General features: G+C 68.7%; 7 protein-coding genes. 3 read left to right on the forward strand and 4 right to left on the reverse strand.

From position 1 onward, the window contains the following. Window positions 1–197 precede the first annotated feature (197 nt). Window positions 198–836 (forward strand): response regulator transcription factor, encoded by a 639-nt coding sequence (locus tag SHK19_RS08820; RefSeq protein ID WP_322938424.1) that lies wholly within the window; start codon window positions 198–200, stop codon window positions 834–836. Further along, a complete protein-coding gene (locus tag SHK19_RS08825; RefSeq protein WP_322457392.1) occupies window positions 836–2,317 on the forward strand; it encodes a sensor histidine kinase in 1,482 nt (493 codons plus the stop codon). The genes SHK19_RS08820 and SHK19_RS08825 overlap by 1 nt, the downstream gene beginning before the upstream one ends. 8 nt (window positions 2,318–2,325) lie before the next feature. Here the strand turns inward: SHK19_RS08825 and SHK19_RS08830 are convergent, their stop codons facing one another. The 4 genes from SHK19_RS08830 to SHK19_RS08845 form a co-directional block, all read right to left on the reverse strand. Further along, window positions 2,326–2,997 carry a hypothetical protein gene (locus tag SHK19_RS08830; RefSeq protein ID WP_322938425.1) on the reverse strand — a complete coding sequence of 224 codons (672 nt, stop codon included), beginning with the start codon at window positions 2,995–2,997 and terminating at the stop codon, window positions 2,326–2,328. A gap of 122 nt (window positions 2,998–3,119) precedes the next feature. Continuing rightward, the gene (locus SHK19_RS08835; RefSeq protein WP_322938426.1) at window positions 3,120–22,910 is read right to left on the reverse strand and encodes a right-handed parallel beta-helix repeat-containing protein; all 19,791 of its coding nucleotides are present in this window, start codon (window positions 22,908–22,910) and stop codon (window positions 3,120–3,122) included. Window positions 22,911–23,263: 353 nt separating this feature from the next. Next, on the reverse strand, window positions 23,264–23,944 hold the full coding sequence (locus SHK19_RS08840) for a response regulator transcription factor (protein WP_322457389.1): 681 nt from the start codon (window positions 23,942–23,944) through the stop codon (window positions 23,264–23,266). Then, entirely contained in the window at window positions 23,941–25,380 is a 1,440-nt protein-coding gene (locus SHK19_RS08845) for a sensor histidine kinase (protein ID WP_322457388.1), read from the reverse strand. Before SHK19_RS08845 ends, SHK19_RS08840 begins: the two co-directional genes overlap by 4 nt. Window positions 25,381–25,509: 129 nt before the next feature. Between SHK19_RS08845 and SHK19_RS08850 the strand changes: the two genes are divergently transcribed. Beyond that, the gene (locus tag SHK19_RS08850; RefSeq protein WP_322457387.1) at window positions 25,510–26,040 is read left to right on the forward strand and encodes a hypothetical protein; all 531 of its coding nucleotides are present in this window, start codon (window positions 25,510–25,512) and stop codon (window positions 26,038–26,040) included. Window positions 26,041–26,052 lie beyond the last annotated feature (12 nt).

Consider the following 26,052-nt stretch of genomic DNA (forward strand, 5'->3'; position numbering starts at 1 on the left):
CAGGTTCGATCCCTGTTGCGCCCACCGACACGAAAGCCGCTCTGTTATCGGAATTGATACCGTTCAATGTCGGGTTGCTCCAATTCGTCGCGCCGATCGAGCAGATGATGCACCGTTGGAGAAGGATTGCGAGTCGATACCCGCGGGTGATGGCGTGGGGGCTCTGGGGATCTCCCTGAAGCGGGGGTGAGAGCGCAATGGAGCGCCCGATCCGGGTTGTACTGGTCGACGACCACACGTACTACCGCGACGGACTGGTGGGCCTGCTCACCGACTGTGGCGTCGACGTCGTCGACGACGTCAGCAGCGGCGAGGCGTCATTGGTGTCGGTGCCGAAGCTCCTACCCGACGTGGTCGTGATGGACCTGAGCATGCCCGGACTAGGAGGGGTCGAGGCCACCCGGCTGCTGCTGGAACGGGATCCGGACACCCGGGTGGTGATGCTGACGGTCTCCCAGGATGAGGAGGACATCCTCCGTGCGGTTTTGGCGGGAGCACGCGGGTTCGTGTTGAAGGACGGCCCGGTCGACGACCTTGTCCGCGCCGTGTCGGATGCCGCCGCCGGCCTGGCCTACTTCTCCCCCAGGATCGCACCGAGACTGCTGCGCCACGTGGACGCTCCCGGGCGGAAGCCCACCGGCCCTAACCGGCTCACGGCTCGCGAGGCGGACGTGATCGCCCGGATCGCTGACGGGGAGGCTCCGGCGCCGATTGCCACTGCTCTAGGTGTCGCGGAGTCCACGGTCCAAGACCTCGTCGCGAGCGTGCTGGTCAAGATCCAGGCCCAGAGCCGCGGCGAGATCGCGGTAAGGGCGATCAGGGACCGGATCGTGTGATGCCCGCGCCGGCCGAGCCCCGCGTCGAGATCTCCGAGGTGCGGTCGACCGGCACCCCTCTGCAGCGACTCGGCGTGCGGCGGGCCGTCGTGTGTGCACTGGCATTCTGCGCGGTGCTTTCGCTGGTCTTCGAGGCCATCGACTTCGACCCGACCTTCGGCACTCGTCGGTTCCACGTGGCTCTGGAGACCGCCGACGCGCTGGTCCTGATCGTCCTCGCCGCCGTGCTCCTCGGCCGGTTCCGTAGTGACGGGTCTCTCCGGAATCTCGTCCTCGCCGCCGGCGTCGTCGTGATTGCCGTCAAGAACGGGTTGTTCGCCGCGAACGCGATGTTCCTCGACGACACCGTTGCCGGCGACCACCCGATCGTGTGGGGAACGGCGGTCAGCGGTGTGCTCGGTGCGAGCCTGCTCGCGGCGGCCGGGCTGCTGACGGACCGGCGCATCGACAACTCCCCGAGGGTGGCCGGTGTGGTGCTGGTCCTGGGCTCCTTCGCGGTGGTGGCGCTGGCGTTGGCCATGAACGCAGTGCACGACTGGCTGCCAACAGCATTCCCGACGGTGCCTGACGACGACGAGTTCACCGACCTCGACGTCCTGAGCGGCCACCCAGTCAAGATCGGGATCGACCTGGGGACCTCGGTGGGCTACGCCGTGGCGGCCGCGGCGTTCGCCCGACTCGCCGATCGCTATCGGGACGACTTCGTCGGCTGGATGGCGGTCGGGTCGGCCATCGCGTCGTGCGCGTTCATCTACTACGCCATGATCCCGTCGCGGTTCACCGAGCTCCTGTACGGCGGTGAGATCCTCTGGCTCTGCGCGATCATCGCCTTCCTTTACGGCGCCATCTCCGAGATCAGCAACTTGGAGTCTGCGCTGGTTCGGTCGGCGGTGCGAGCAGAACGCCGACGCGTCGCTCGGGACCTGCACGACGGCGTAGTACAGGAGCTGGCCTACATCGCGACGCACGGAGGGCGGCTCCTGGAGCAGGTGGGTGGCACGCCGTACGAAGCCTCGGTGCGGCGGATCAGCGACGCCGCGAGCCGGGCGCTCGACGAGTCCCGCGGGGCGATCGCCGCGCTGAACCGGGAACTAGACGAGCCGCTCCATCAGGCCGTCGGGCTGGCGGCCAAGGACGTCGCGGACCGAGCCGACGTCCGTTTGGACCTGCGGATCGACCCATCCGTGGAGACGCCGGTGGAGTGGCGGGACGCGCTGATCAGGATCGCGCGGGAAGCGGTGGGCAACGCCGCCCGGCACGGGGGTGCGTCGTCTGTGGTCCTCGAGCTGGGCGGCAAGCCCGTGGTGCTGACGGTGAGCGACGACGGGCGAGGGTTCGATCCGGGCGCTCCGCGGTCCGCGCACAGCTTCGGCCTTCGGAGCATGCGGGAGCGATCGGAGTCTCTGGGGGGTACGTTCGAGGTGCTGTCCACGGAGGATGCGGGAACGACGGTCCGGGTGGTGGTCGCGCCCTCGTCCTAGTCCCGGGATCAGGCGGACCGGATGAAGAACCCGCGCGGGTCGCCCTTCGATGAGCGACCCTTTGCCACGCCTCGCAGCTCGCCGTTCGAGAGGACGATCAGGCGAACCTGCCCGGCGCGGACGTGAGTCACGTCACCGGCGCGGGTCCCGGTGACGGCAAGCTTGAGGCGCTTGCCGTCCACCAGGCTCAGCGTTCCGGTTCCCCGGTTGCCGAGCGCTATCTGACCCGTCACACCCAGACCGGCGGCGGACGCGCCGCCTAGCTCTCCGCTGCGCGTGACCGTCAACTCGTAGAGACCCGCCGAGCCAGTGGGTGGTGTGGCCTCGTACTCGACCGTCCTGCCGCTCGGAAGCGCGACCGTGCCAGTCACCGAGTCGGCGGTCAGCTCGCCCTCGGTCTCCACGTCTTTGTCCTCTGACTTCGCTGTGAAGCTGTTGTCCGAGATCGGCGCGGAGAACAACTCGCTCAAGCCCTTGCCGTCGGAGAGGTAGATCTGGACTGCGCCGGAGCCACCCTCTGCCGGTGTGGCCACGACGGCCACGAAGGCCGTCGTGCCCGACACCTTGCCCACGAAGCTGCCGAAGACTGAGGCGTCAGCCGCGACCGCCTTCGGACCCTTCTCGCCCTCGGGGTCGTCGTCACCGGAGCAGCCGGCGAGAGGTACGAGCAGGAGCACCATCAGCATGAACCAGCCATAGGTTCGTGTCCGCTTGATCATCCGTCGGTCCCTTCCACTACGCGGTGACTGATTCATCGTTACCCGTCTGCCGGCTTCCGCCGATATCGGGCTTTGCGCGCTACTCAGGAAGCCGGCTTGAAGGTCAGGACGAGCTGGGGAAGGTTGCTCCCCTTCTCCCGTGCGTGGAACTGCTGTTCAGCATCCTGACCCTCGGTGGCGTCCTTGACCAGGAAGCCGTGGTTCGACCCACTCGAGAACATCGCCTGGACCATCGCAGCCACGTTCCACTCGCGGTAACCGGTTGCCGACGTCGTCGTGACCGCCGCGCCGGTCGTCTGTGGCGCGGTCGCCCAGGTCACGCTGCTCTCCGTCCATGACCCGCCGAGCCGGAGCACCTGGAGGGTGCGCTGGCTCCCGGAGGCGGAGGCCGCGTACAGGCGCAGCTTCGCCGTGTCGACCACGCAGCCTGCCGGGATCGTCGGGAGGTTGAACCGGATCAGTGCTCGCAGGTTGGCGCTCCCCTTGGACATGACCTTGAGGATCGAGTCGCCGCCCTTGTTCGCCGATGCGCTGCTCTGATCGATCCACGCGTCGGCGACGGACGTCACGGTCTGCGCCGAGCCGCAGTTCACCGGGGTGCCGCCCGACTGGATCGTCCACTGCTGGTTCGCGGGCGTCTGGTCCGTGTTGCCGGCCGCGTCGGTTGCGCGCACCCGGAAGGTGTGCTGGCCGACGGACAGGTTCGTGTAGTCCTTCGGCGAGGTGCACGCGTTGTAGGGCCCCTGGTCGAGCGAGCACGTGAACGTCGTACCGGACTCCGGGGACTGGAACGCGAACTGCGCGCTCTTGCTCGTCGTCGACGCCGCAGGTCCGCCCGTGAGGACGGTCTCCGGCTCCGTCCGGTCGATCGTCCACGCGTGGACGGCGGCAGTCGGGTCGACGTTGCCGGAGGCGTCCTTGGCCCGCACCCGGAAGGTGTGCGACCCGTCGGCGAGGCTCGAGTAGTTCCTCGGGTTGGTGCACGGGGCCCACGACGAGGTCTCGGGGACGTCGAGCTGGCACTCGAAGGTCAGGCTGCCGGCCGGCGTCGTGTCGTCGGTCCCGGTGAAGGTGAACGAGGCCGAGGTGCTCGAGGTGGCCGGCAGCGGGCTGCCGGTGATCTGCGTCTCGGGCACGCCGTCCGGCGGTGCGCCGGTCCCGAACGTGATCACGAGCTGCGGCCGGTTGGTGCTCTCCTCGCGGCTGTGGAACTGCTGCTCGGCGTCCTGGTCCTCGTTCGAATCACCCAGCAGGAAGCCGTGGTTCGCACCCGTGTACATGGCTTGCACCATCCCGGCCACGTTCCACTCGCGGTAGCCGGTGCCGGAGTTGGTCGTCACTGCCGGGCCCGTGGTCGCCGGCTGGTTCGCCCAGGTGACCGCGCCCTCGGTCCAGGACCCACCGAGCTGGAAGACCTGCACCGTGCGGCCGCTGGCTGCCGACTTGGCGTAGAGGCGGAGCGTTGCGCTCGCGACCGTGCAGCCCGGCGGCATCGTCGGCAGGTTGAACCCGACCAGGGCGCGCAGGTTGCCGCCGCTCTTGGACATGACCTTCAGGGTCGAGTCGGAGCCCTTGTTCGACGTTGTGCTGCCGGCGTCGATCCAGGCGTCCCTGGTGGCCGTCAAGGTCTGCGTCGCGCCGCAGTTGACGGTGGTGCTCTGGATCGTCCACGAGTAGCTCGCTGCGCTCTGGTCCTGGTTGCCGGCGGCGTCCTTGGCCCGGACCGAGAAGGTGTGCTGGCCGACCGCGAGACCCGTGTATGCCTTCGGCGTCGTGCAGGGCTCGTACCCGCCCGTGTCGAGCTTGCACTCGAAGGTCGATCCGGTCTCCGTCGAGGTGAAGCCGAACGACGCGTTGGTCTCCACGGTCGTCGCTGGCGGCTGGGCGCTGATGGACGTGTCGGGCGCCGTCGTGTCGGCCGGAGCCTGGATCGTCCAGGAGCGGCTGGCCGACGACTGGTCGGTGTTGCCGGCCTGGTCCTTCGCCCGCACCTCGAACGTGTGCTGACCCACCGAGAGGCCGGTGTAGGCCTTCGGCGTGGTGCACGGTTCGAAGCTGCCCGTGTCGAGCTTGCACTCGAAGGTGAGTCCGGCCGCCGGAGTCCCGTCGTCGCTGCCGGCGAACGCGAAGCTCGCGCTCGTGTTCGTGGTGTTGTTCGTCGGGGCACCGGTGATCGTGGTGTTCGGGGCGGTCGTGTCGGCCACCGTGAACGTGCGGCTGTCGGGCTGCCCGACGTTCCCGGCCTGGTCGATGGCGCGCACCTGGAAGGTGTGGTCGCCGGGCGACATCGCGCTCAGCTCGGCGCTGGTGTACGTCTTCGGGCTGGTGCACGCGCCGTACCCCGCGCTGTCGACCCGGCACTCGAACCGGAGGTCGCCGACAGCCGTGTGGTCGTCGGTGCCGGTGAACTCGACGACCAGGGAACCGCTGGTCACGTTCGTGATCTGCGCCTCGGGATCGACGACGTCCTCCACCGTCCAGGTGTGGGTCTCGGTCCGCGCGTTGTCCGCGGAGTCGGTCGCCCGCACGACGAACGTGTGCTCGCCGTCCGACAGGCCGGAGTAGGACTTCGGCGAGGTGCAGGGCGCGAACGTGCCTCCCTCGAGGCGGCACTCGGTCGTGACCGCGCCGCCCCAGTTGTCGCTGGTGCTGAAGCTGAACTGTGCGGTCGTCTCGGACGTCGTGGCCGTCGGCTTCTCGCTGATCGTGATCACCGGCGCGGTGAGGTCGGCCACCGTCCAGGTCCGGCGCACCGTCTCGCTGGCGTTCTCACCCTCGGAGAGGTCCTCGGCGCGGACATCGAACGTGTGGGAGCCGCGTTCGAGGCCTGTGTACCGGATTCCGGACTGGCACGCGCCGAACGGGGCTCCGTCCAGCGAGCACTCGAAGATCACCGGCTCGCCGGCCGAGAAGTCGAACGTCGCCGTGGAGGCGTCGACCGTGCCCGTCGGCCCGCTGTCGATCGTGACGTGCGGGGCCGTGAGGTCGGCGACCTCCCACTCGAACTGCGCGGGCAGGAAGCTCGCGTGGCCGGCGGCGTTGATCGCCTGCACCTCGAAGGTGTGCTCCTCGAGCGCGAGGTTCTGGTAGGTCTTCGGCGACGTGCAGGCCTGCCACGTCGTGCCGCCGGCCTCGCTGGTCAGTCTGCACTCGAAGGTGCTGCCGGGCTGGTCGGAGCTGAACTCGAAGGTCGCTGTCCGGCTTTCGTTCTCCACGTCCGGGGTGCTCGGCTCCTGGTCCTCCGGACCGGAGTCGACCGTCGCGACCGGCCGGGCGAGGACCGTCCACGTGTAGACGGCAGGCGTCGCGTCCAGGACGCCGGTGTCGGTCAGCGCGCGGACGCGGAGGGTGTGCTCGCCGAACAGCGCGTTGAACTGGTACGGCGAGTCACACGAGCTCCACTGCTCGGCGTCCAGCCGGCACTCGAACGAGGCGGGGTGCTCGACGGAGTCGATCGTGGAGGAGAACTGGAACTGCACGTCGGCGCCGTCGGCGGTCGTCTGGACGGTCGGGTCTTCCGGCGCCTGGATGATGGTCGTGTCCGGAGCCACCTCCGCGGAGGCCTCGGCAACCGCGAACGGTGACAGGCTGCTGACGACGCCGCAGACCAGGCCGCCCTGCTGCTCGAGCGTGACGTCGACCCACTCGCCGTCGAAGTGCAGGACGTGCGCGTCGACGAGTGCGTCGTACGGCAGGCACACGGTGACGTTGCCGACGAACTGAGCCGTCGTGGAGACGTCGTAGTAGAGCGCGTCGGCCGCGTCGTAGCCGTTCGGCAGGTCGGGCGCCGAGCCAGCAGTGATGGTGGAGACCGACGTCGCGCCGGCCGCGGTGACCTCGGCGAACGTGATGTTCGCGCCGCCGACGGAGACCGCGACGTTCGTGCCCACATCGGTGTTGTTGGCGGTCGGGGCCTCGATCGTCCAGGCCTGCTCAGCCGGCGAGTCGTCCGTGTTCCCGGCTCCGTCGATCGCCCGCACCGCGAAGGTGTGGTCGCCGACGGCGAGGTCGGCGTACACGTCGCCGCTCGCGCAGCCCTCGAACGTCGCGCCGTCGAGCGAGCACTCGAAGGTCAGGTCCGCGGCCGCGGTCAGGTTGTCCGTGCCGTCGAAGAGGAACGTTGCGGACGTGTTCGATGTCGGGTTCGCCGGGCCGAGGTTGATCGCGGTGTTCGGCGCCGTCGTGTCGGCGGCGTCGATCATCCATGAGTACTCCGCGGCCGGGCTCTCGGTCATGGTCTGACCGTTCAGCGGCAGCGTCTTCGCCCTGACCTCGAACACGTGCTCGCCGTTCGCCAGGTCGTAGGGGTACGGCGACGTGCAGTCCTGCTCCCACGGAACGGCGTCCGGGTCGGCCGCGTACTGCGCGTCGAGGCGGCACTCGTACGTCGAACCCGGCTGGTCGAAGAACGACAGCTCGCCTGTCGCGCTCGCGCTGGTCTCACCGGCCGGGACGTCGGCCCCGGCCACCTGGTTGGTGATCGTGGTCAGCGGCGGAGCGATGACGTCCCAGGTGTGGGACACCGGCGCGCTGGTGAGGGCCGTCTCGTCGATCGCCCGCACTGCGAACGTGTGCTCGCCACCGGTCAGGTCCGGGATCGTGTGCGGTGACGAGCACGGGATCCACTCGCCGCCGTCGAGGCGGCACTCGAACTCGAGGTTCGCCGCGGTGGTGCCGTTGTCGCTACCGGTGAAGGTGAAAGTCACCTCGTCGGCGCTCGGGTCGGTCGGCAGCGGCTCGAGCAACCTCGCCTCGGGAGCCGCCTCGTCGGCGATCACCCACTCGTGGAGCGCCGTGTTGAGCGGGACGCTCGGCAGCAGGTCGGCCCTGGTCGCGGTCACCTCGAAGGCGTGCGGGTTCTGCTCGCCTGCCGGGAGGTTGGTGTAGGTGATCGGCGAGATGCACGGGAGCTCCGGGCCACCGTCGAGGACGCACAGGAAGGTGGCCTGCGGGTCGGTGGAGCTGAACTCGATCGTGCCCGTGGTCGCGGTGCCACCGGTCGCGGGCGGCGCGGTCGCCTGGTTGATGGTCACGTCGGGCGCGACGTTCGTGCCGCTGACCCACTCGAACAATGCGGGAGTCGAGTCGAGCGTGCCGTGCTCGCCGACCGCGGCGACCTCGAACGCGTGCTCGCCATAGGGCACGTCGGTGTAGGTGGCCTGGCCCGGAGCTCCGCCCGGGCACTCGACGAACGGACCCGTCTCGCTGTCGAGCCTGCACAGGAACGACGCGCCGGTGCCGGAGAAGGTGAAGGTCACCGTGGTGCTGGTCGTCTCGAGGTCCGGCTCGGCGATCGCAGGCGTGACCGTGTCGATCGCCGTCTCCGGTTCGCCCTCGATCGTGAACTCGTAGGCGGGCTGGGGCACAGGCGTCTCGTCGGCGTTCCCCGCGAGGTCGACGCCGCGGACCTGGAAGGTGTAGTCGCCGGGCGACTCCAGATAGTCCTCGAATGCGATCTCGTGGAAGAACGAGTCGCCTGCTGCCGGCTCGCCGCAGCCCTCCCACACGGGGGCGTCGCCCGCGGTCGAGTTGGTGATCGCGCACTCGAACTCGAGCTCGAAGGAGGAGGCCTGCTCGTCGTCGCCGCGGAAGGTGAACCGAAGGCCGGGGTCCACGAACTGCTCGGGCCCGATCTCTGTCGCGCCGAGGAACTCGGTCTCCGGCGGCGTGACGTCCTGGACCGTCCAGGTGTAGGTCGCGGGTGAGAGATCCATGACCTGCTCGCCGTCGGCGTTGCGGTACTGGTTGACCGCGCGGACCTCGAACTCGTGCTCCTCCGGCTCCCCGCCCTCGCCGGGCAGGAACGGGCCGGCCTGATAGCCGGACGAGCAACCGACGTACGGCGACCCGTTGACCGAGCACTGGAAGGTGGCGCCGGGCTGGTCGGAGTGGAACTCGAAGGTCGCGGTGTACGACCCGGTCGGGTCTGCGGGCCCGGAGTCGATGATCGTCTCGGGCTCACCGGTGGTCGTCCAGACGAACGGCTCGGTGTCGTTGGGCCCGAACCCGCGGTCGCGGCCGGCCGGTGTCGGGTCGACGTTGGGGATCTCCGCGGCGTCGAGCGCGCGCACCCACAGCCAGTGCTGGCCGGAGTCGAGGGCCTCGAGCAGCAAGACGGTTTCGCACTCTTCCCACGTCGTGGGCGCGGCCGGCGGCGTGCCGGTGCCCCAGGAGCACTCGAAGGACTCGACCGGCTCGTTGCTGGCGAAGCCGAAGGTGACGTCGGGGCCGGAGTTCGCCGGGTTCGGGTAGGTGGTGATGAACGTGTCGGGCGGTGTGGTGTCGTCGGCCCCGAGGATCATCCACTCGTAGAACGCGGGCGAGATGTCCTTGTTGCCGTCGGGGTCGACCGCGCGGACGTGGAAGACGTGCACGCCGCCGCCGAGCGGGCCGGCGATCGTGTGCGGCGAGGAGCAGGGCGCGAACTCGCCGTCATCGAGGGCGCACTCGAACTGGTTCACGGGCTCGTCGTTGAGCAGCTCGAAGCCCTCGAACTCGAAGGTCGCGCTGGTCTCGGTCGTCTCCTCCTCGGGACCGACGAGGATCTCGGTGTCCGGTCCGGACATGTCCACGACCGTCCAGGTCCGGGTCGCACCCACGGGGTCGATGTTGTCGGCGCCGTCGATCGCCTGGACGAGGAGGGTGTGCTCGCCCGGGGTCGTGACCTCGATCTCCTCAGGCGATTCGCAGCCCCCGATGGCCTCGCCGTCGAGCGTGCACTCGAACTCGAGCTCGAGAGTCGGCGTCATGTCGTCGGTGCCGGCGAACTCGAAGTTGGAGATGAAGTTCGGAGTCTGCGAGCCCTCTGGCGGACCGCTCGTGATGGTGGTCGTGGGTGGCGTGACGTCGGGCCCGATGACCTCCCACTCGTACAGCGCCGGGGTCAGGTCCATCCAGCCGAAGTCGTTGACTGCCTGGACGAGGAGCTCATGGCCGCCCTCCTCGAGCGGGCCGACGGTCAGCGGCGACTCGCAGTAGAAATACGGGTCCCCGTCGAGCGAGCACTGGGTGATCGCGTTCTCCTGGTCGGTCCAGAACTCGAACGTTGCGGAGCCGCTGGTCGAGGTCGGGAGGCCGTCGGGGCCGAGCGGGCCCTCGGGCCCGGACAGGATCGACGTCTCGGGCGCCATCCCGGACGAGGCGCGCGCGATCGCGAAGAGACCGAAGTCCTCGGCGATGTTGCTGCACACCCGGGCCGGCGTGGAGAACGGGTTGTGGAGCGTGGTGACGTCGAGCCACACCTCGCCGTCGAAGCTGAGCAACCGCAGCGACTTGGAACCGCCGAAGTCGGCCGGGTCGTAGTTGATGCACACCGTGATCGGCTCGGAGTACACCGCGGTCGTCGAGATCTCGTAGTACTTCCCGCCGCCGTAGCCCTCGGGCAGCGACGGCCCACCACCGAGCCGGTTGGCGGTCGTGGTGCCGGCGGTCTCGACCTCGAAGTAGGTCACCTTGACGTCGCCGACCGTCACCGTGACGTTGTCTCCCACCGGCGTGTTCGGCGGGCCGCTCGGCGTGCCGATCGTCCACTCGTGCGTTGCCGGGCTCGGGTCGACGTTGCCGGACAGGTCGGTGGCCACCGCGCTGAAGGTGTAGTCGCCGGGGACCAGGTCGGTGAACTCGGTGATGACTCCGGGCTCGCACTCGCCCTGCTCGGTGCCGGTCGGGCCGGTCAGCGTGCACTCGATCGTCGCCGTCGGGTCGTCGGAGTTGACCTGGAGGTACGCGGTGGTGCTCGTCGTGGTCGCGGGCGGCCCGAACTCGATCGTCGTGTCGGGCGCCGTGAAGTCCTGAACCGTCCAGGTGTGCTCGGCCGGGATCGGGTCGTGCTCGAACGGCAGACCCTGCCAATCGACGCCGGTGTAGAGCGTCTGCACCTGGAAGGTGTGCTCACCGGCCCACAGGTTCGTGTAGGTCTTCCGGTAGGTGCCCGGTGAGCCGTCCACCGGCGTGTCGTTGCACAGTGAGAACGGACGGTCGTCGAGCGAGCAGTAGAAGACCGCGTTGGGGTCGGACGGGTCGCTGGTGAACTCGAACGACGCCGTCGTGTTCGTCCCGCTCGCCGGGGCGGAGGTGATCCGGGCCTCGGACGGGGTGACCCGGAACTCCGAGTCCTCCCAGACGCCGATGTTCCCGAACTCGTCGACCGCGCGCACCGCGAACAGGTGTTCGCCGATGCCGAGGTCGGCGTAGGTCTCGCCTGCCGGGTCGCACGGGGCGGGCTTAGTCGGGTCGCCCGGAGCGTGCGGGTTGAACTTGCCGTCGAGCCAGCAGTGGAATGTCACCGGGCTGACGTCGGCGGAGTACGTGAAGGTCACGGTCCGGTCGGTCGTCTCCTCCTGGTCGACACCGGGGCCGGAGAGGATCGTCACAACCGGCGGAGGCGCGACGGTCCAGGTGTACACGGCCGGCGTCGCCTGGATGTTGCCGGCGGCGTCGACAGCCCGCAGGCGCAGCGTGTGCGTGCCGCGGGTGAGGTCGGAGAACTGCTCGGGCGAGGTGCACGAGTTCCAGGACGTCGTTGAGTCGAGGGCGCACTCGAAGGCCAGGTCCGCCGACGGCGTCCGGTTGTCGGTGCCGGTGAAGGTGAAGATGGCCTCCTGGAGCAGTGTGCCGTTCTCCGGTCCGGTGCGGAACTGCGAGGTCGGGGCGTTGACGTCGGCACTGAGCTGGACGAGCCACTCGTAGGCGGCTTCCTCGCCGACGATTCCCTGCGCGTTCGTCGCCCGGACGGAGAACTGGTGCTCGCCGTTGTCGACGACCCAGGCCGCGCCGCTCGCGGGCAGGGTTGTCCCACCGCACGGCAGGTAGTCTGCGCCGTCGACCGAGCACTCGAACGTGGACCCGGGCTGGTCGGACTCGAAGGTGAAGACGGCGTTCTCGGTGCCGCTCGCGCCGTCGGGCTCGCCCGAGACGGGGTCGAGTCGGCCGTCCGGACCGCTGAGGAACGTCACGACTGGCGCACCCGAGACCGTGACCGCGCGTGTAGCGGCAGGTCCGATGTTGCCCGCGAGGTCGGTCGCCCGGACGGCGACGGTGTAGGCGCCGGGCTCCAGACCGCTGATGTCGTAGCCGCCGGCCACCGGCGACTCACACGACGCCCACTCGGCCGACTCGACGCCGGCCGCGGTGAGATAGGCCGCGCACTCGAACTCGAGCAGCAGGAGGGGCGTGGCGTTGTCGAGGCCGGAGAACGTGTACAGCTCGGGCTCCTGGCCCACGGTCGCGCCGTCGGCCGGGCCGCCGGAGATGTTCACGACCGGGTCCCGGGTGTCGGCGACCGGGGTCCAGGTGAACGAGGCCGGCGTCGGGTCGGGGTTGCCCTCGAACTCGGGCTGGTTCGGGTTCGGGAACTCGGGCTCGGACATGTCCACGGCGCGCACGTAGAACGTGTGCTGGGCCATCGACATCTCGGGATCGGCGTACGAGTACGCGTCGAGCAGGTTGAACGGGCTGGTGCACGCGACCCAGTTGAGGTCGTTCGGTGGCGCGGTGCCGTTCGTGACCTGGCACTCGAAGGTGAGCAGGAACTCCGGCGTCAGGTCGTCGACACCACTGAACTCGAACACCGTCGAGCTCAGGTCGGCAGTGACGGGAGCGCGCTCGATCGTCGTCTCCGGCGGCAGCGTGTCGATCGCGTCGACGACCTCCCACTCGTAGACCGTAGGCTCGAGCTCCGCCGCGGAGCCCATCGTCTCGGACTCGCCGTAGACCTCGAGCACGTGATCGCCCGGAAGCAGCGGGTCGGGGTACTCCGTGTCACCGGCGAACGCGGGGCCGACGCGGAACGGCGACTCGCACGGGAAGTAGTCGCCCGGGTCCATGCTGTCGAAGCGGCACCAGAACTGGGCGTCCGCGACGTTGGCCTCGAAGGTGATCTCCGCTGAGGTGCTCGCGGTCGGGCCGCCCGTGGCCGGGTCGCCTTGCGGACCGCCGCTCGCCGGCACGAAGCCGGGGCCGTCGGTGACGACCACGTTGACGCCCATGAGCTCCCAGGTGAAGGTGGTCGGCGCTCCGACGTTCCCCTCGAAGTCGATGGCGCGCACGGAGAAGGTGTGCTGGCCGACCTCGTTCTCGGCCAGCGCCCACTCGTAGGCGCCCTGGCTCATGTACGTGGCCGCCTCGAAGCCGCACGGCTCGTACCCGTTGGCGTCGACCTTGCATTGGAAGGTGACGTCCGGCTCGTTGGCGTGGAAGGTGAAGATCGCGTCGAAGAGGAAGGTCGGCGTCTCCGGCACGACGTCGAGGATCACCTCGGGCGCCACGCCCGTCGGCAGCGGCACGTAGGTCCAGGTGAAGCTGGCAGGCGTGGGATCTGCCAGCCCCTGGCCGAGCATGTCGATGGCGCGGATGTCGAGGGTGTGCTCGCCGGGGCTGAGGTTGAGGTACTCGGCCGGGTACTCGCAGTCCTCCCAGGCGAGCGAGTTCGTCGAGTCGAGGCGGCACTCGAAGACCAGGTCGGTGATCGGGCTGGTGTCGTCGGCGCCGAGGTAGGTGAAGCTGGCGTTGCGGCTGTTGCTCTCGATCGCCGGCGTTGCCGCGTTGGCGTCCTGGGGGCCCGAGACGATCCAGGTGTCCGGCGCACCGGGAACCGTGCCGAGCTCGCACACGACGCCGAAGCACTGGTCAGGCTCCATGTTGCCGGCCGCGAAGTTGCCGCCTCCGTCTTCTGCACCGACGGAGTAGATGCCCCAGCCGCCGTTCAGCTGCGCGACGTTGCCCTTGATCTCGTGGCCGGCGCCCTCGACGTAGATGCCGTCGCCGCCGTTGGCGTCCGTCGTGTTGTTCTCGACCAGAGTTCCGCGGTCGAGGACGGACGACTCGGTGATCTCGATCCCGGCGCCCCCGTTGCCGCTTGCGGTGTTGTCCCGGACCACGGAGTCGAGGGAGAACTCGCCGACCTCGATGCCGGAGCCGAGGGTCCCGCTGGCGTTGTTCGCCTCGATCAGGGTGTTCGTCGCCTCGCCGACGACGATGCCCCCAGCACTGCCGCTGAAGTCGTTGCCCTTGACGACTGTGTTGGTGGCGAGCTCGACGGTCACGCCGGGGCCGGTCGTGCCGAGGGCCTCGTTGTTGATGACCGTGTTGCCGTCGCCCGCGACCATGACGCCACCCTGGCCGCCCCGGATGGTGTTGCGCTGGATGAGGTTGTTGTTGGACTGCAGCAGGTCGTCGCCGGCCATGATCCCCATGCCGCCGTTGTCCTTGAGGACGTTGTCGGTCACGGTGTTGCTGCCGCCGCCGAGCAGGGAGACGCCGCTTGCGGCGCTCTGGCCGATCTGGTTGCCCTCGATCAGGTTCTCGCTGGCGAACTCCAGGACGATCGCGCCCTCTCCGAGGTTCGCGGCCAGCGTGTTGCCGCGGATGACGGCGTGACGCGTGCCTGTGTAGAGCGCGATGCCGATCTCGTTGGCGACGATCGAGTTGTCGCGGATCGTGTTCCCGTCGGCGCCCTGGTCGGCGTCGGAGAGTGCGATCCCGGCCTCCTCGTTCCCCTCGATCCGGAGATCGTGCACGACGTTGCGCGCGGTGCCGGGGTTGAGCTGGACGCCGTAGAGGAACTGGGTGATGAGGCCGTTCGTGATGGTGACGTCGTCGTGACCGTTGTTGAGGATGCCGGCGTCGAGCCCGAGGCCGTCGATGACGTGGCCGTCGAGGTCGATGGTGATGCCAGGCGCACCGACGATGAGGCCGTGGCCACCACAGTCGACGAGGTCGTTGAGCACCCGGGTGCTCTCGGTCAGGATCTGACCGCAGTTGACGCGGGCGGCGACCGGCGGCGGCCCGACCGTCCAGGCGTACATCTGCGTGTCGTAGGTGCTCGTCGCGGTATCGGTGGCGCGGACCCAGAACTCGTACTGGCCAGGCTCGAGGCCGGCGTACGTCTTCGGCGACGTGCAGGCAGACGCCGAGGCCCAGTCAACGGCGCCGCCGGCCGGCTGCAGCACGCACTGGAAGTCCACGCCCGTGCTGCGGTTGGCCGAGAACTCGAACGTCGCGCCCGTGTCGACGGTGACCCGGTCCGGCGCCGAATCGATCGAGGCCTTGAAGTCGCCCAGTTCGACCGCCCAGGTGTAGCTCGCGGGGGTCTGGTCGGCATTGCCGGAGAAGTCGACCGCGCGAACCTCGAACGAGTACGTGTCGTTGACGAGGTCCTGGTACGTCTTGGGGCTGGTGCAGGCCTGCCAGCCGGCGTCGGCGAACTCGGCCTGAGGAGCGAACCGGCACTCGAACGTGACCGGGCTGGAGTTGTCGGCTCCCGTGAACCGGAAGACAGCGACACTCTCGGTGCTCTGGTCGAGCGGTGTCTCCAGGATGTTGGTGTTCGGAGCGATCTGGTCGCCGCCACCCGGGCCGCCGAGGCAGCTGATGTTGTAGCACTGCTGCGGCTTCAGGTCGACGCCGAGCGGGCCGTCGTTGCCCTGGGCGATGTTGCCGCCGCCGTCGATGTTCGCCCTGCCGTTGGACGGGTCGCCGACGTAGATCCCCCAGGAGTCGTTGTCGGTGGCGACGTTGTCCTTGAAGATGTGGCTCGGCTTCGAGGCCTTGATGCCCTCGCTCTTGTTCGAGTTGGTGGTGTTGCCCTGGACGAGGGTGCCCTGGCCGGCCGGCGCCTCGTCGCCGATGTAGATGCCGCCGCCGACGTTGTTGCTCGAGCTGTTGTTGAGCAGCGTGTTCGAGAACGACTGGGACTCGAGCGTGATGCCCGTCGAGTCGGAGTTGCTGGTGTCGTTGCCCTCGATCAGGTTGCCGGTCGACTCCCTCAGCGAGACGCCGCCCTTGTTGCCGCTGACGTCGTTGCCTCGCACGAGGTTGTCGTTGGCGCGGTAGAGCTCGATCGCGTACGAGTCGCTCAGCTCGCCGATGTTGTCGATCAGCTGGTTGGCGCTCGAACTCTCGATCTCGAGCGAGGGCCCGGCGCTGTCGCTGATGTGATTGCCCTGGACCAGGTTGCCGGTCGACTCGATGCCGATCGTGCCGCTCGTGGTGGCGCGGACGATGACGCCGCTTCCGGCCCCGACGATCGAGTTCTCCAGGATCGTGTTGTCGGTCGCGCCCTCGAGCAGGACCCCGCCCTTGCTGGCGGACTGGATGTCGTTGCCCTCGACCAGGTTGGACTCGGCGCGCTCGATCCAGACCGCCTCGTCGCTCGTCGAGCCGATCAGGTTGCCGCGAACGACGTTGTCCTTGGCGCCGTTGAGCAGCCAGACGCCGCGCTTGTTGGACACCAGGGTGTTCGACCGGAGGATGTTGTTGTCGACGCCGGACCGGAAGCCGGGCACCGGCTCGGCGGGCGCCAGGTTCGGGTCCTCCGGGAAGGTCCCGTGGCCCAGGCTGATCGCCGCGTCCTGGTTCAGGTCCGCGGTGATGCCCTCGACGATGTTCAGCTCGGCGCCGTTGTTCAGCATCACGCCGTAGTCGAAGTCGGTCAGCCGGCCGTTCTTGATCGTCACCGAGTCGTAACCGTTGTTGAGGATCGCGGCGCCGATCGACTTGCCGTCGATGGTCTTGCCGTTCAGGTCGATGGTGATGTTGTCGGCGCCGACGATCAGGCCGTGGGCGAGGCAGTCGGCGAGGTTGTTGTTGACCTTGATGCTCTGGGTGACCTTCTGGCCGCAGAAGACGGTCTTGGTCACCGGGGCGGTGCCGACCTTCCACACGTAGGCCGCCGGGACACCGTCGCTCGGGTCGTCCGCGACGGGCGCGCTCGGGTTGTCCACGCTGCCGTTGACGTCGTCGACGTTCCCGCCCAGGTCGACTGCGCGGACCTGGAGCACGTGCTGTGCTGGAGTCAGCCCGTTGACCGTGTACGGCGAGGTGCACGTCGTCCAGGCAGGCTGACCGGCCTCCAGCGCCCCGTCGAGCCGGCACTGGAACGCGAGCTCCTCGGTCGGGGTCTGGTTGTCGCTGCCGGTGAAGGTGAACGTCGCGCTGGTCTGCACGGTCGTCGGATCCGGTCCGGACACGATCTCGGTGTCCGGCGCAGTCGTGTCGGGCGGCGGCGGGTGGATCCACCAGGCGTGCGAGGCCGGGGTCGTGTCCTTGTTCGCGACCAGGTCGACGGACCGCACCTGGAAGATGTGCCCGCCGTGGGCGAGGTTCGCGTACGACTTCGGCGACCCGCACGAGCCCCACTCCAACGTCTCAGGGATGTCGGCCGGCGTGAGCTCGTCGTTGAACTCGTCGAAGTACGTCCGGCATTCATACCTGAGGTTGTAGCCCGCAGTCAGGTTGTCGCTGCCGGTGAACTTGAAGGTCGCCGCCTGGTTCGTCGTGTCGTAGCGCGTCCCCGCGGCGTCGGTGATCAGCTCGCCGGGCGCGGCGGTGATCCGGGTGTCGGGCGCGGCGCCCGCGACCTTGCAGTCGACGCCGAGGGTCTCGCCCGGGCCGCACTCTTCGGTGCCGTCCTCGTGGACGCCCGCCTCGATCCGCCAGGTGTACTCGGCGGGCGTGAGGTCGAAGTTGCCGGCCTGGTCGACCGCGCGGACCTCGAAGTGGTGGTCCATGGCCGGCTCGAGGCTCAGGTAGGTCAGCGGGCTCGAGCACGCGACCCAGAACTCACCCTCCGGCGGCTCGGGGAGGTCGGGCGGCTCGGTCGGGTCGGGCGGCTCGAGCTCGGGGTCCTCGGGCGGCACCGGCGGGTCCGGTGGCGCGTCGATGCGGCACTCGAAGGTCATCGCGGTCACCGGGTCACCGGTGGGGCCGTCGTTCGCCGTGAACTCGAAGACCGACGTCTCGTTCCCGGTCACCGCGGGAGGCGTCACCGTGATGGTGGTCTGGGGCGCCTCGAGGTCGGGTTCGGTGACGCCACCGGGGTCCACGGTCTCGCAGACGACGCCAAGGCACTGGACCGCGTCGGGCAGGCCCGGCGTCACGCCGTCGGAGTGGTTGCCGGCGGCCTTGTTGCCGCCGCCGTCGATGTTCCGGTTCGGGTCGGGCGGCTCGCCTGCAACGGACTCCTCGCCGGCCTCGATGCCGTAGCCGGAGTTCAGGTTTGCAGTGTTGCCGCGGATCGTGTGCCGCGCAGTGGTGGCGGAGATCCCGCTCTCCGCGTTCTCGTTGGTGGTGTTCCCTTCGACCAGCGCCCCACCGACCGCATTGCCGGTTGCGTCGAAAGCAGAGGCGTCGACCGAGATCCCGGCGCCGCCGGTCCGGTTGGCCGTGTTGTTGCGGACGATCATGTTGACGCCGTCGCCCAGCGCGATGCCTGTCTGGAGCGAGTTGGAGGCGTTGTTGTTCTCGACGATCAGGTTGTTGGTCCCGGATGCGTCGACGCCCGACGGGTTGTAGCGGAGGTCGCTGTTCTTGACGACGCTGTTGCTCGAGTTCGACAGCACGACGCCGCCGTCCGACTGCTGGTGGGCAAGGATGCCGTCGACCTCGATCCGGTCCGCGTCCTGCACGATAACGCCGGCGTCGCCGTTCCGCACCAGCACACCACCGCGCACGATGTTGCCGTGCGAGCCCTGGTGGATGACGATCCCGGCGTCGCCGGTGTCGCTGATGTCGTTGTTCTCCAGGACGTTGTTCCGCGAGCCGTTGTCGAGCACGATGCCGGCATCGGAGTCCAGGGCCGGGTCGATGATGATGCCGCTGATGGTGTTGTTGCGGATCAGGTTCCGGTGGCTGTCGAACAGGTGGATCGACATCCCGTTGGAGACGAAGTAGTTGTTCTCGATGAGCGCGCCCTCGGTGCCGCTCATGAGCTGGAGGCCGGTCTCGCCGTTGGAGTCGAAGACGTTGTCGTGGACCCAGTTCCCGATCCGTCCGTTGTCCGCGTCGAAGAGCTGGACGCCGGTGAGGGCGTTGCGGACCAGTGTCATGTCATGCACTTCGCTGTGCGTGGAGCCGGGGCCGAGCAGGACGCCGTAGCCGTAGTTGGTGACGGTGCCGTTGCGGATCTCGACGTTGGGGTAGCCGTTGCGGATGCCCGGCGTCAGGTTGTCCTCCTCGCCCGGCTCGAGCAGCAGGCCGCTCCTCACCGTGTGCCCGTTGAGGTCGAGGATGATGTTGGGCGCGCCGATGGCGATGCCCTCGCTGAGGCAGCCGGTCACGTCGGCCATCAGGCGGGTGCTCTCGGTGATGACCTCACCGCACGCGACCACGCGGTCGACGAGCGTGTCGTCGCGCGGCGGAGGAGGCGGCGTGTCGGCCGGCTCGAAGCGCAGCTCGAGCTCGGGCAGGGTGATCTCCGGCGGATCCTGGGGCGCTTCCCTGGAGATGAAGTTCTGGTCGCCGCCCTCGAGGTCGTTCTCGTGCCGGTCGCGGATCACCCAGCCGTGGTTCGGCAGCTCTCCTGCGAAGATCGCCTCGATGTGCGCCTTGACATCGAACTCGCGGTATCCCTCGCCGGCGGCAGTGGTCGCGCCGATCCCGCCCGGGACGGGGTCTGGCTGGCTCACCCAGGTGAGGGTGCTCTCCTTCCAGGTCTCGGCAAGCGGCACGGCAGCCAGGGTTCGGTCCTCGGTGTGGCCGCCCGAGTACAGGCGCAGCGTGGCCGACTCCAGCTCGCAGTCGGGCGCGTCGGACTGCAGCGGGAATCGGAAGAAGGACCGCGCGTTCTGCGGCGTGAGCGGCTGGCCGTTCCCCGGATCGGTCGCGCCGGAGCGGACCTCGAGCTCGGTCATCGTCCAGTAGTTCTCGAGCGGGTTGACCTGGTCGGCCCAGCCGTCCGCGCTTGCCGTCAGGGTGATGTTGGCCTCGTCGCAGCTGATCGGCGTGGCGCCGGGGTCGTCCGGATCCGGCCCGACCCGCCAGGTGTAGCGCGCCGGCGTCGGGTCGGGTCCCGCTGCCTCGCCGGCGATTGCCCGCACCTCGAAGGTGTGCAGGCCGGTGGCCAGGTCGGAGAACATGGTCGGGTTGAAGCACTCCAACCACATGTCCGGGTCCCGGCTGTCGAGGCGACACTCGTACTCGGCGAATTGCGAGGGCGTGAAGTCGCTGATCGCCATGAAGCTGAACAGCGCGGAGCGGCTGTTCGTCCTCGGCGTCGTCGCCGGGGCGGGGGGAACCGTCTGGCCGGGCGTCAGGCCGGGGGCTTCGACGATCTTGGTGTCTGGCGGGGTCATCCCCACGCCGCTGATGAGCTGGCTGACCGGTGTCGGGTCGGTGTTGTCCGCGCGGTCGATGGCCCGCACCTCGAACCTGAACAGCCCTTCCTCCGGCAGCGGGACCGACCAGGGGCTCGAGCAGCCGTTCCACATCTCCTCGGGCGGGATCGGGTCCCACGGCGCGACGGGCTCGGGCTCCTCGACCAGGTCGAGCTCCAGGAAGCGGCACTCGAAGTTGAGCTCGTGCGGTGCGGTCTGGTTGTCGGTGCCCCGGAACCGGAACGCCATCGTCTCCAGCGCGTCCTGGAACGGCCCGTCCTCGGGGTAGTTGAACTCGGTCTCCGGGGGCTGGTTGTCGGTGACCGGCGGGTCTCCGACGTACTCGTAGGCGCCTGCGTCGCAGCGTCCGTTCTGGGGCCGCACGATCCCGCGCTGGTCGACGGTAGAGCAGGGCTTCTTGCTCGAGTCGATGGCCAGGCTGCCGTACTGGAGGGCGTGCGTCAGCGTCGGTCCGCCGTTGTCGGCGATCGCCAACAGCTGCGGGTCACCGCGCCGGTCACGGACGCCGAGCTCGATCGGACTCTCGGCGGTCTCCGCGGTGACCGCGAGGAAGCAGGTGTTCTTCTCCCCGGTCTCGAGGTTGCCGCCCTCCGAACGGACGTACCAGTCGCAGTTGCCGCCCTTGACGCTCCCGCCCACGATGGAGTTCTTGAGGATCACCGCCGAGTTCGCCGCCGGCGGGACTGGAGGAACGAAGTCGGACTCGACGACGCCGATGCCTCCACCAGTGGGCGCCGAGTTGCGCCAGATGGTCATGTGCACGAGCCGGAGCTCACCGTCGGCGTCGTGGAACAGCCCGCCTCCGGCGACCGCGGCCTTGTTGCCCGAGATCGTGGTGTTCTCGTAGAGGGAGTCGCCGTCGGCGAAGCTCATGATGCCGCCGCCCCTGCCGGCCTCCTCCGGGAGCTCGCCGTCCTCGCCGGGGGTCCCGATCCGCGCCGTGTTGTTCAGGAACAGGGAGCCGCGCACGATGATGGCCTGGTCCGGGGCGTTGGCCAGACCGCCGCCGATCTGCGCGGTGTTCCCCCGGATCGTCGAGTCGTTGATGTGGAATTCGCCGCTCGAGGTGTTGTAGATGCCGCCGCCAGCCTCAGCGGCCCGGTTGCCGGAGATCGTCACACGACGGAACGTGACTTCGTGGGCGCTGTTCTCCAGGCCGCCGCCGTCGAACGCGTGGTTGTTGGTGATCGTGGTGTCCACGATCTCGATGTCGCCCAGGTTGTGGAGGCTGAGGCCGCCGCCCTCGTCGGTCGCGTCGTTGCCGTCGAAGGTCGATCCCCGGACGGTGACCAGACCCCCGTCGGTGTGCAGGCCGCCGCCGCCTGCGACGTCGTCGGACATCAGGCCGTCCTCTTCGAGGTGCGGCACGCCGGCGTGGTTGTTCGTGAACGTCGAGTCAGCGATCACCTGTTTGCGCTCGCTGTGGGTCCAGACGCCACCGCCTTCGCCCCAGGACTCGTTGTCGCGGACCGTGACCCGGGTCAGCGTCAGGCTCGCCCGGCCCTCGCTGGAGATCGCGGCGCCGTGGTCGGACGAGTGGTTCCGCGCGAAGGTCGAGTCGGTCACGGACATCTGCGCATCACCGTCGTTGAACAGACCACCGCCGTTCTCGGCGGTGTTCTCGATGAACTGCGTGCTCTTGACTGTGAAGGTGCCGCGCAGTCCGTGCTGCGACTCGTGGCCGCCGCTGTAGAGACCGCCACCGTTGGCGGCGTCATTCTTGGAGATCGTGCTGCCGGAGACGGTGACCTTGCCACCCTCGGTGTAGAGCCCACCGCCGCTCGAGGACGTGTGGTTCTCGGTCAGCGTCGAGTTCGTCACTTCGACGATGCCGTCACCCTCGTTGAGCACGCCGCCGCCGTTGCCCTCGGCCGCATTGAGCGAGACCGTCGAGTCCGAGATCCTGATGGTGCCGACGGCCTGCCACTCCCCGAGGTTGGCGATCGCGCTGGCGGCGATCGGGTAGTCGGACGGGTCGGCCAGGACCATCTCTTCCGGGTCGAGCGGGTCGGGCTTGATCGGGCCGGGGTTCAGGGTGACCCTGGTCTGGGCGGAGATGGTGATGGTCCCGCCCGAGGTGTTGTTGATGGCGCCACCGGTGCCGCCGCCCGAGCCGTTGCCCGTGAACGTCGAGCGCATGATGTCGATCCGGCCGTACGGGAGCAGATCGAGGCTGGGCGGTTCTGTCGTCCACGGGTAGTCGTGGACGTCGCCGTTGTTGACCCCGCCACCAGCCTTCTCGGCATAGCTGTCCTTGACCGTCACGCCGTCGAGCGTCAGCTTGCCGAGCGACCAGTTCTGGATGGCGCCGCCCTCCTCGGGGCTGTAGCCGTTCTGGAGAGTGACGTTCCGCATCGTGACGTCCCCGGCACCGGGGTGGATCTCGAAGAGCCGGTCGAGGCCCCGAGCGATGACGGGCGAGCTCGGCAGGGGCGTGCCCCCGTCGATGATCACGTCGCCGAGGTAGTCGGGGGCCTTCTCGATGGTCACAGGGTCGGTGATCTCGAAGTCGCCGACGTTGGCGGCGTTCTCGTTGATCGGCGCCAGCCCGATCGCGTAGGTGCCCGGGAGGATGTGGATGACGTCAGGACCGGCCTTCGCGTTCGCCTCTTGAGTCGCGGCGCGCAGCGTGCAGTTCCCCCCGGCCGCCTTGCACACGCCGTCGCCGATGTTGGCGTCGACGGCGTCGACCGTGCTGTTGACCACGAAGGCGCCCGGCAGCGCCGCCTGAGCTGAGCTCGGCACCATGCCGAGCACGGACACAGCGAGAATCAGTGAGAAGAGACTAAGGACCAGGACGCGAGGCACGCGTCCGGAGAGACGAAGGAGCCGTCGCACGACGCTCGCACGCATGGGGTGACGTCCGACGCGTCGTGCGACGACCGCTCGATGCCGTTTCCCAGGTCGACTGTTCGCTCCCCGTGTCGTACCAGAGATCAGGGCCCGTCCCTCGTCGGAACCGCTCATGGCGGATCCCCCAAACCTACTTGTAGCGGTCCCGAGACCATCGGGTTCGATGGAACGCCACTTGCGCCGGCGGCGCATGACGCGGCGTGATCAAATAGCGTTCAGGTGCTCTGAACGGGCGGACTACGAGCGAAGTCGCTTCGCGGGCGTCAGCTGCCGCGGTGGTGAGCCCGCCCGGGCGCCGTACGCTGGCGGCGGAGGAGCTCGATCCCCTCGTCCCGGGAGGACACCTTCAGCTTGGCCATGGCGTCTGAGATGTGGCGCCGCACCGTGATCGGCCGGACCCGCAGGTGGAGGGCGATCTCTCTGGTGGTCAGGCCCTCGCGCAACAGGTCGAGCACGTCCCACTCCCGCGGTGTGAAGACCACTTTCCGACCTTCCGCGTTGGTCATCGATGCGCCCTGGGAGCCTTCGCGAAGCTTGTCCACGACAGCGGCCGTGAGCTGGCCGTCGAGAATCGTGTCGCCCTCCAGCGCCGACAGAACAGCGCGCGGCACTTCGGCGCTCGCGACGTCCTTGAGCAGGTAACCGACCGCCCCCCGCTCGAATGCTTCGAGTACGTCGGCGTGGTCCGCGGAGACGGTGAGCATGATGCAGCGGGTGTGCGGGAGCTCCTCAAGGATGGTGCGGAGCGCCCACAGCCCACCCCCCGGCATCGCGATGTCGAGCAGGCAGGCGTCGGGGAGCGTCTCGCGGGCGAGCTCGACCGCGCGGAACGCGGTGTCCGCCTCGGCGACGACCTCGCAGCCCCCCTCTTCGAGCGCCATGCGGACCCCCGCCCGGACCGGACGGTGGTCATCGGCGATCAGCACCCTTGGCATCCGGCTCATGGCACGGTCACCTCCCAGGTCGTCCCGCCGTCGCTGTTGCTTCGGATCGCCAGTTCACCATTGATCCGGCCCAGGCGCTCGCGGATGCTGGTCATGGTGGTGTTCGCACCCGGGATCTCCATCGTCCAGGCGACGTCGTCACTGATGCGCAGGATGGTCAGGCCGTCCTGGTGAAGGTCGATGCGCACCGTGCCGGCGCGCGCCTGCCGAACGGCGGCACCCACGGCGTCCCGAGTAACCCGGACCAGCGCGAGCCGGACGTCGGGTTCGACTTCGACCGACTCGTCCAGGTCGAGCTCGAGCCGAATGCCCTCGCGTTCTGCGATGGTCTCGGCCGTCAGTCCGATCTGTGCGGCGAGTGACTCATCGAACGGTCCGCGAAGCTGCCTGATCGCGGTCCGCGCCTCGTCCATGGCACGATCGGCGGACTCCTGGATGCGCTGCAAGCCGACATCCGTCGACTCGGGGTGACTCTGGATGCGGTGCGCCTGCGCGGACACGATGGCGATCTCCTGCGCCACGCCGTCGTGCATCTCCCTGGCGATCCGGCGTCGCTCGTCGTACAGCGCGCGATCAACGAGAGCGGCCTCCGCCACACCGACCTCCCGGACCGATCCAACGAGCAGGGCGGACACGGCGAGCAGGAAGAAGTAGTCGCCGAGGTACAGGAGCTCGGTGAAGTGGGAGGGGAAGAGGGCGTAGTTCACCGACGACGCCGTGGCCAGCACCGACGCTGCCGCCAGCCACCAGGTGAGCTCGTCCTCGGAGCGTCGCGCTACCTGGGTGAACAGCACCGCGGCCATCGCCCAGCAACCGGCCGTGAGAATCTCGAGCAGGTAGAGCGAAGGGTGATCGCTCAGGAACGTGGCGTCGCCGACTGCCTCCGGCCGCGTCTCGAAGGTAGCGGGAAGCCTGTCGCGGAACGTCCACACCAGGAGCGTCATCACACCGAAACCGACTGCGGCTCCGACGAACGTGCGGATCAGGGTCTGGCGCAGGCGCCGAAGAGGTTCGTCCGGCAGCCACGCCGCGGCGGCAAGCAGCACCGCTCCGGCCAGTCCGTTGACCGTGGCCGTCCACGTCGCGAAACGGTTGGTAGAGATCGAGTCGAAACTCGCCGTGAGCAACGCCGAGAGCAGGTTGTCGACGGCAAGCATGCAGAGCGCCATGAACAGCATCAGGTGCCGTCGGGTCGGCCGTCGGCGGACCCGAGCCCACAGGACCGCCGCAATGAGGGTAAGCACCATCGCTGCTGCGACCTCGAGCTGTCCTTCGTGCAGGTCGTCGATTCTCACCACGCCGAGAGTGGGTCGCTCCTCCGCGGCCCCCGGGACCAGGCGGGCGATCGAAACCGCCGCAGTGACCACGAGGGCGGCCAGGGCGGTGGCGACGATGAAGAGGACCGGGCGTGCCGGGCTCTTTACCCGAGGAGGCACCTTTCGAGGTTAGGACCACCGGGGAACGGCCGCAACGACGATGATTCGATGACCTGTTGCGGCCGAGGCAACCTGCAGCCGAATACTTGCGTCTGTGTCTACAAGGATCCCTTGACGACAGGAGTGACGATGAAGCGGGCAATACTGGTCATGGTGGTCGGCATCATGATGTTGGGCATGGGCGCGACCTCTGCAGGGGCCGAGACCAGAAGCAAGTCCGATTCCAGCGGTGACGCCGTGCGGCAGATCGACATCACCCGGTTGACTGTGACGAACGGCGACCACCGTGTCGTGATGCGGATCAAGGTCCGCGATCTTCGCAAGCGTGGCGTCTTCAACATCCACTACTGGGGCGGAACGACGGGGACGCCGCCCGCCCGCAGTGCGATCGTCTCCACGCGACTCGTCGACGGCGAGCGCACGGTGGAGTACCTCACCTGCGACCGCGAGGAGTGCGAGGAGGTGCGGTGTCGGGGGATGAGGCTCGACTGGCGGCCGGGCGCCGACGTGATCGTCATCTCGACGCGCCAGAAGTGCTACCCGCGCCCGCGCAGGAACCCCGATGCTCCGGCGCCAGGGGTCGGCCGGTTCTTTGCGTCCGCGGAGTTCTCCGAGGACATCGACTCCACCAACGGGCTGCTGACGGTCCAGCGCGGCTAGCCTGACGCCCGA

Origin of the sequence: Nocardioides bizhenqiangii (assembly GCF_034661235.1) — a bacterium.
Taxonomy (GTDB): Bacteria; Actinomycetota; Actinomycetes; order Propionibacteriales; family Nocardioidaceae; genus Nocardioides; species Nocardioides bizhenqiangii.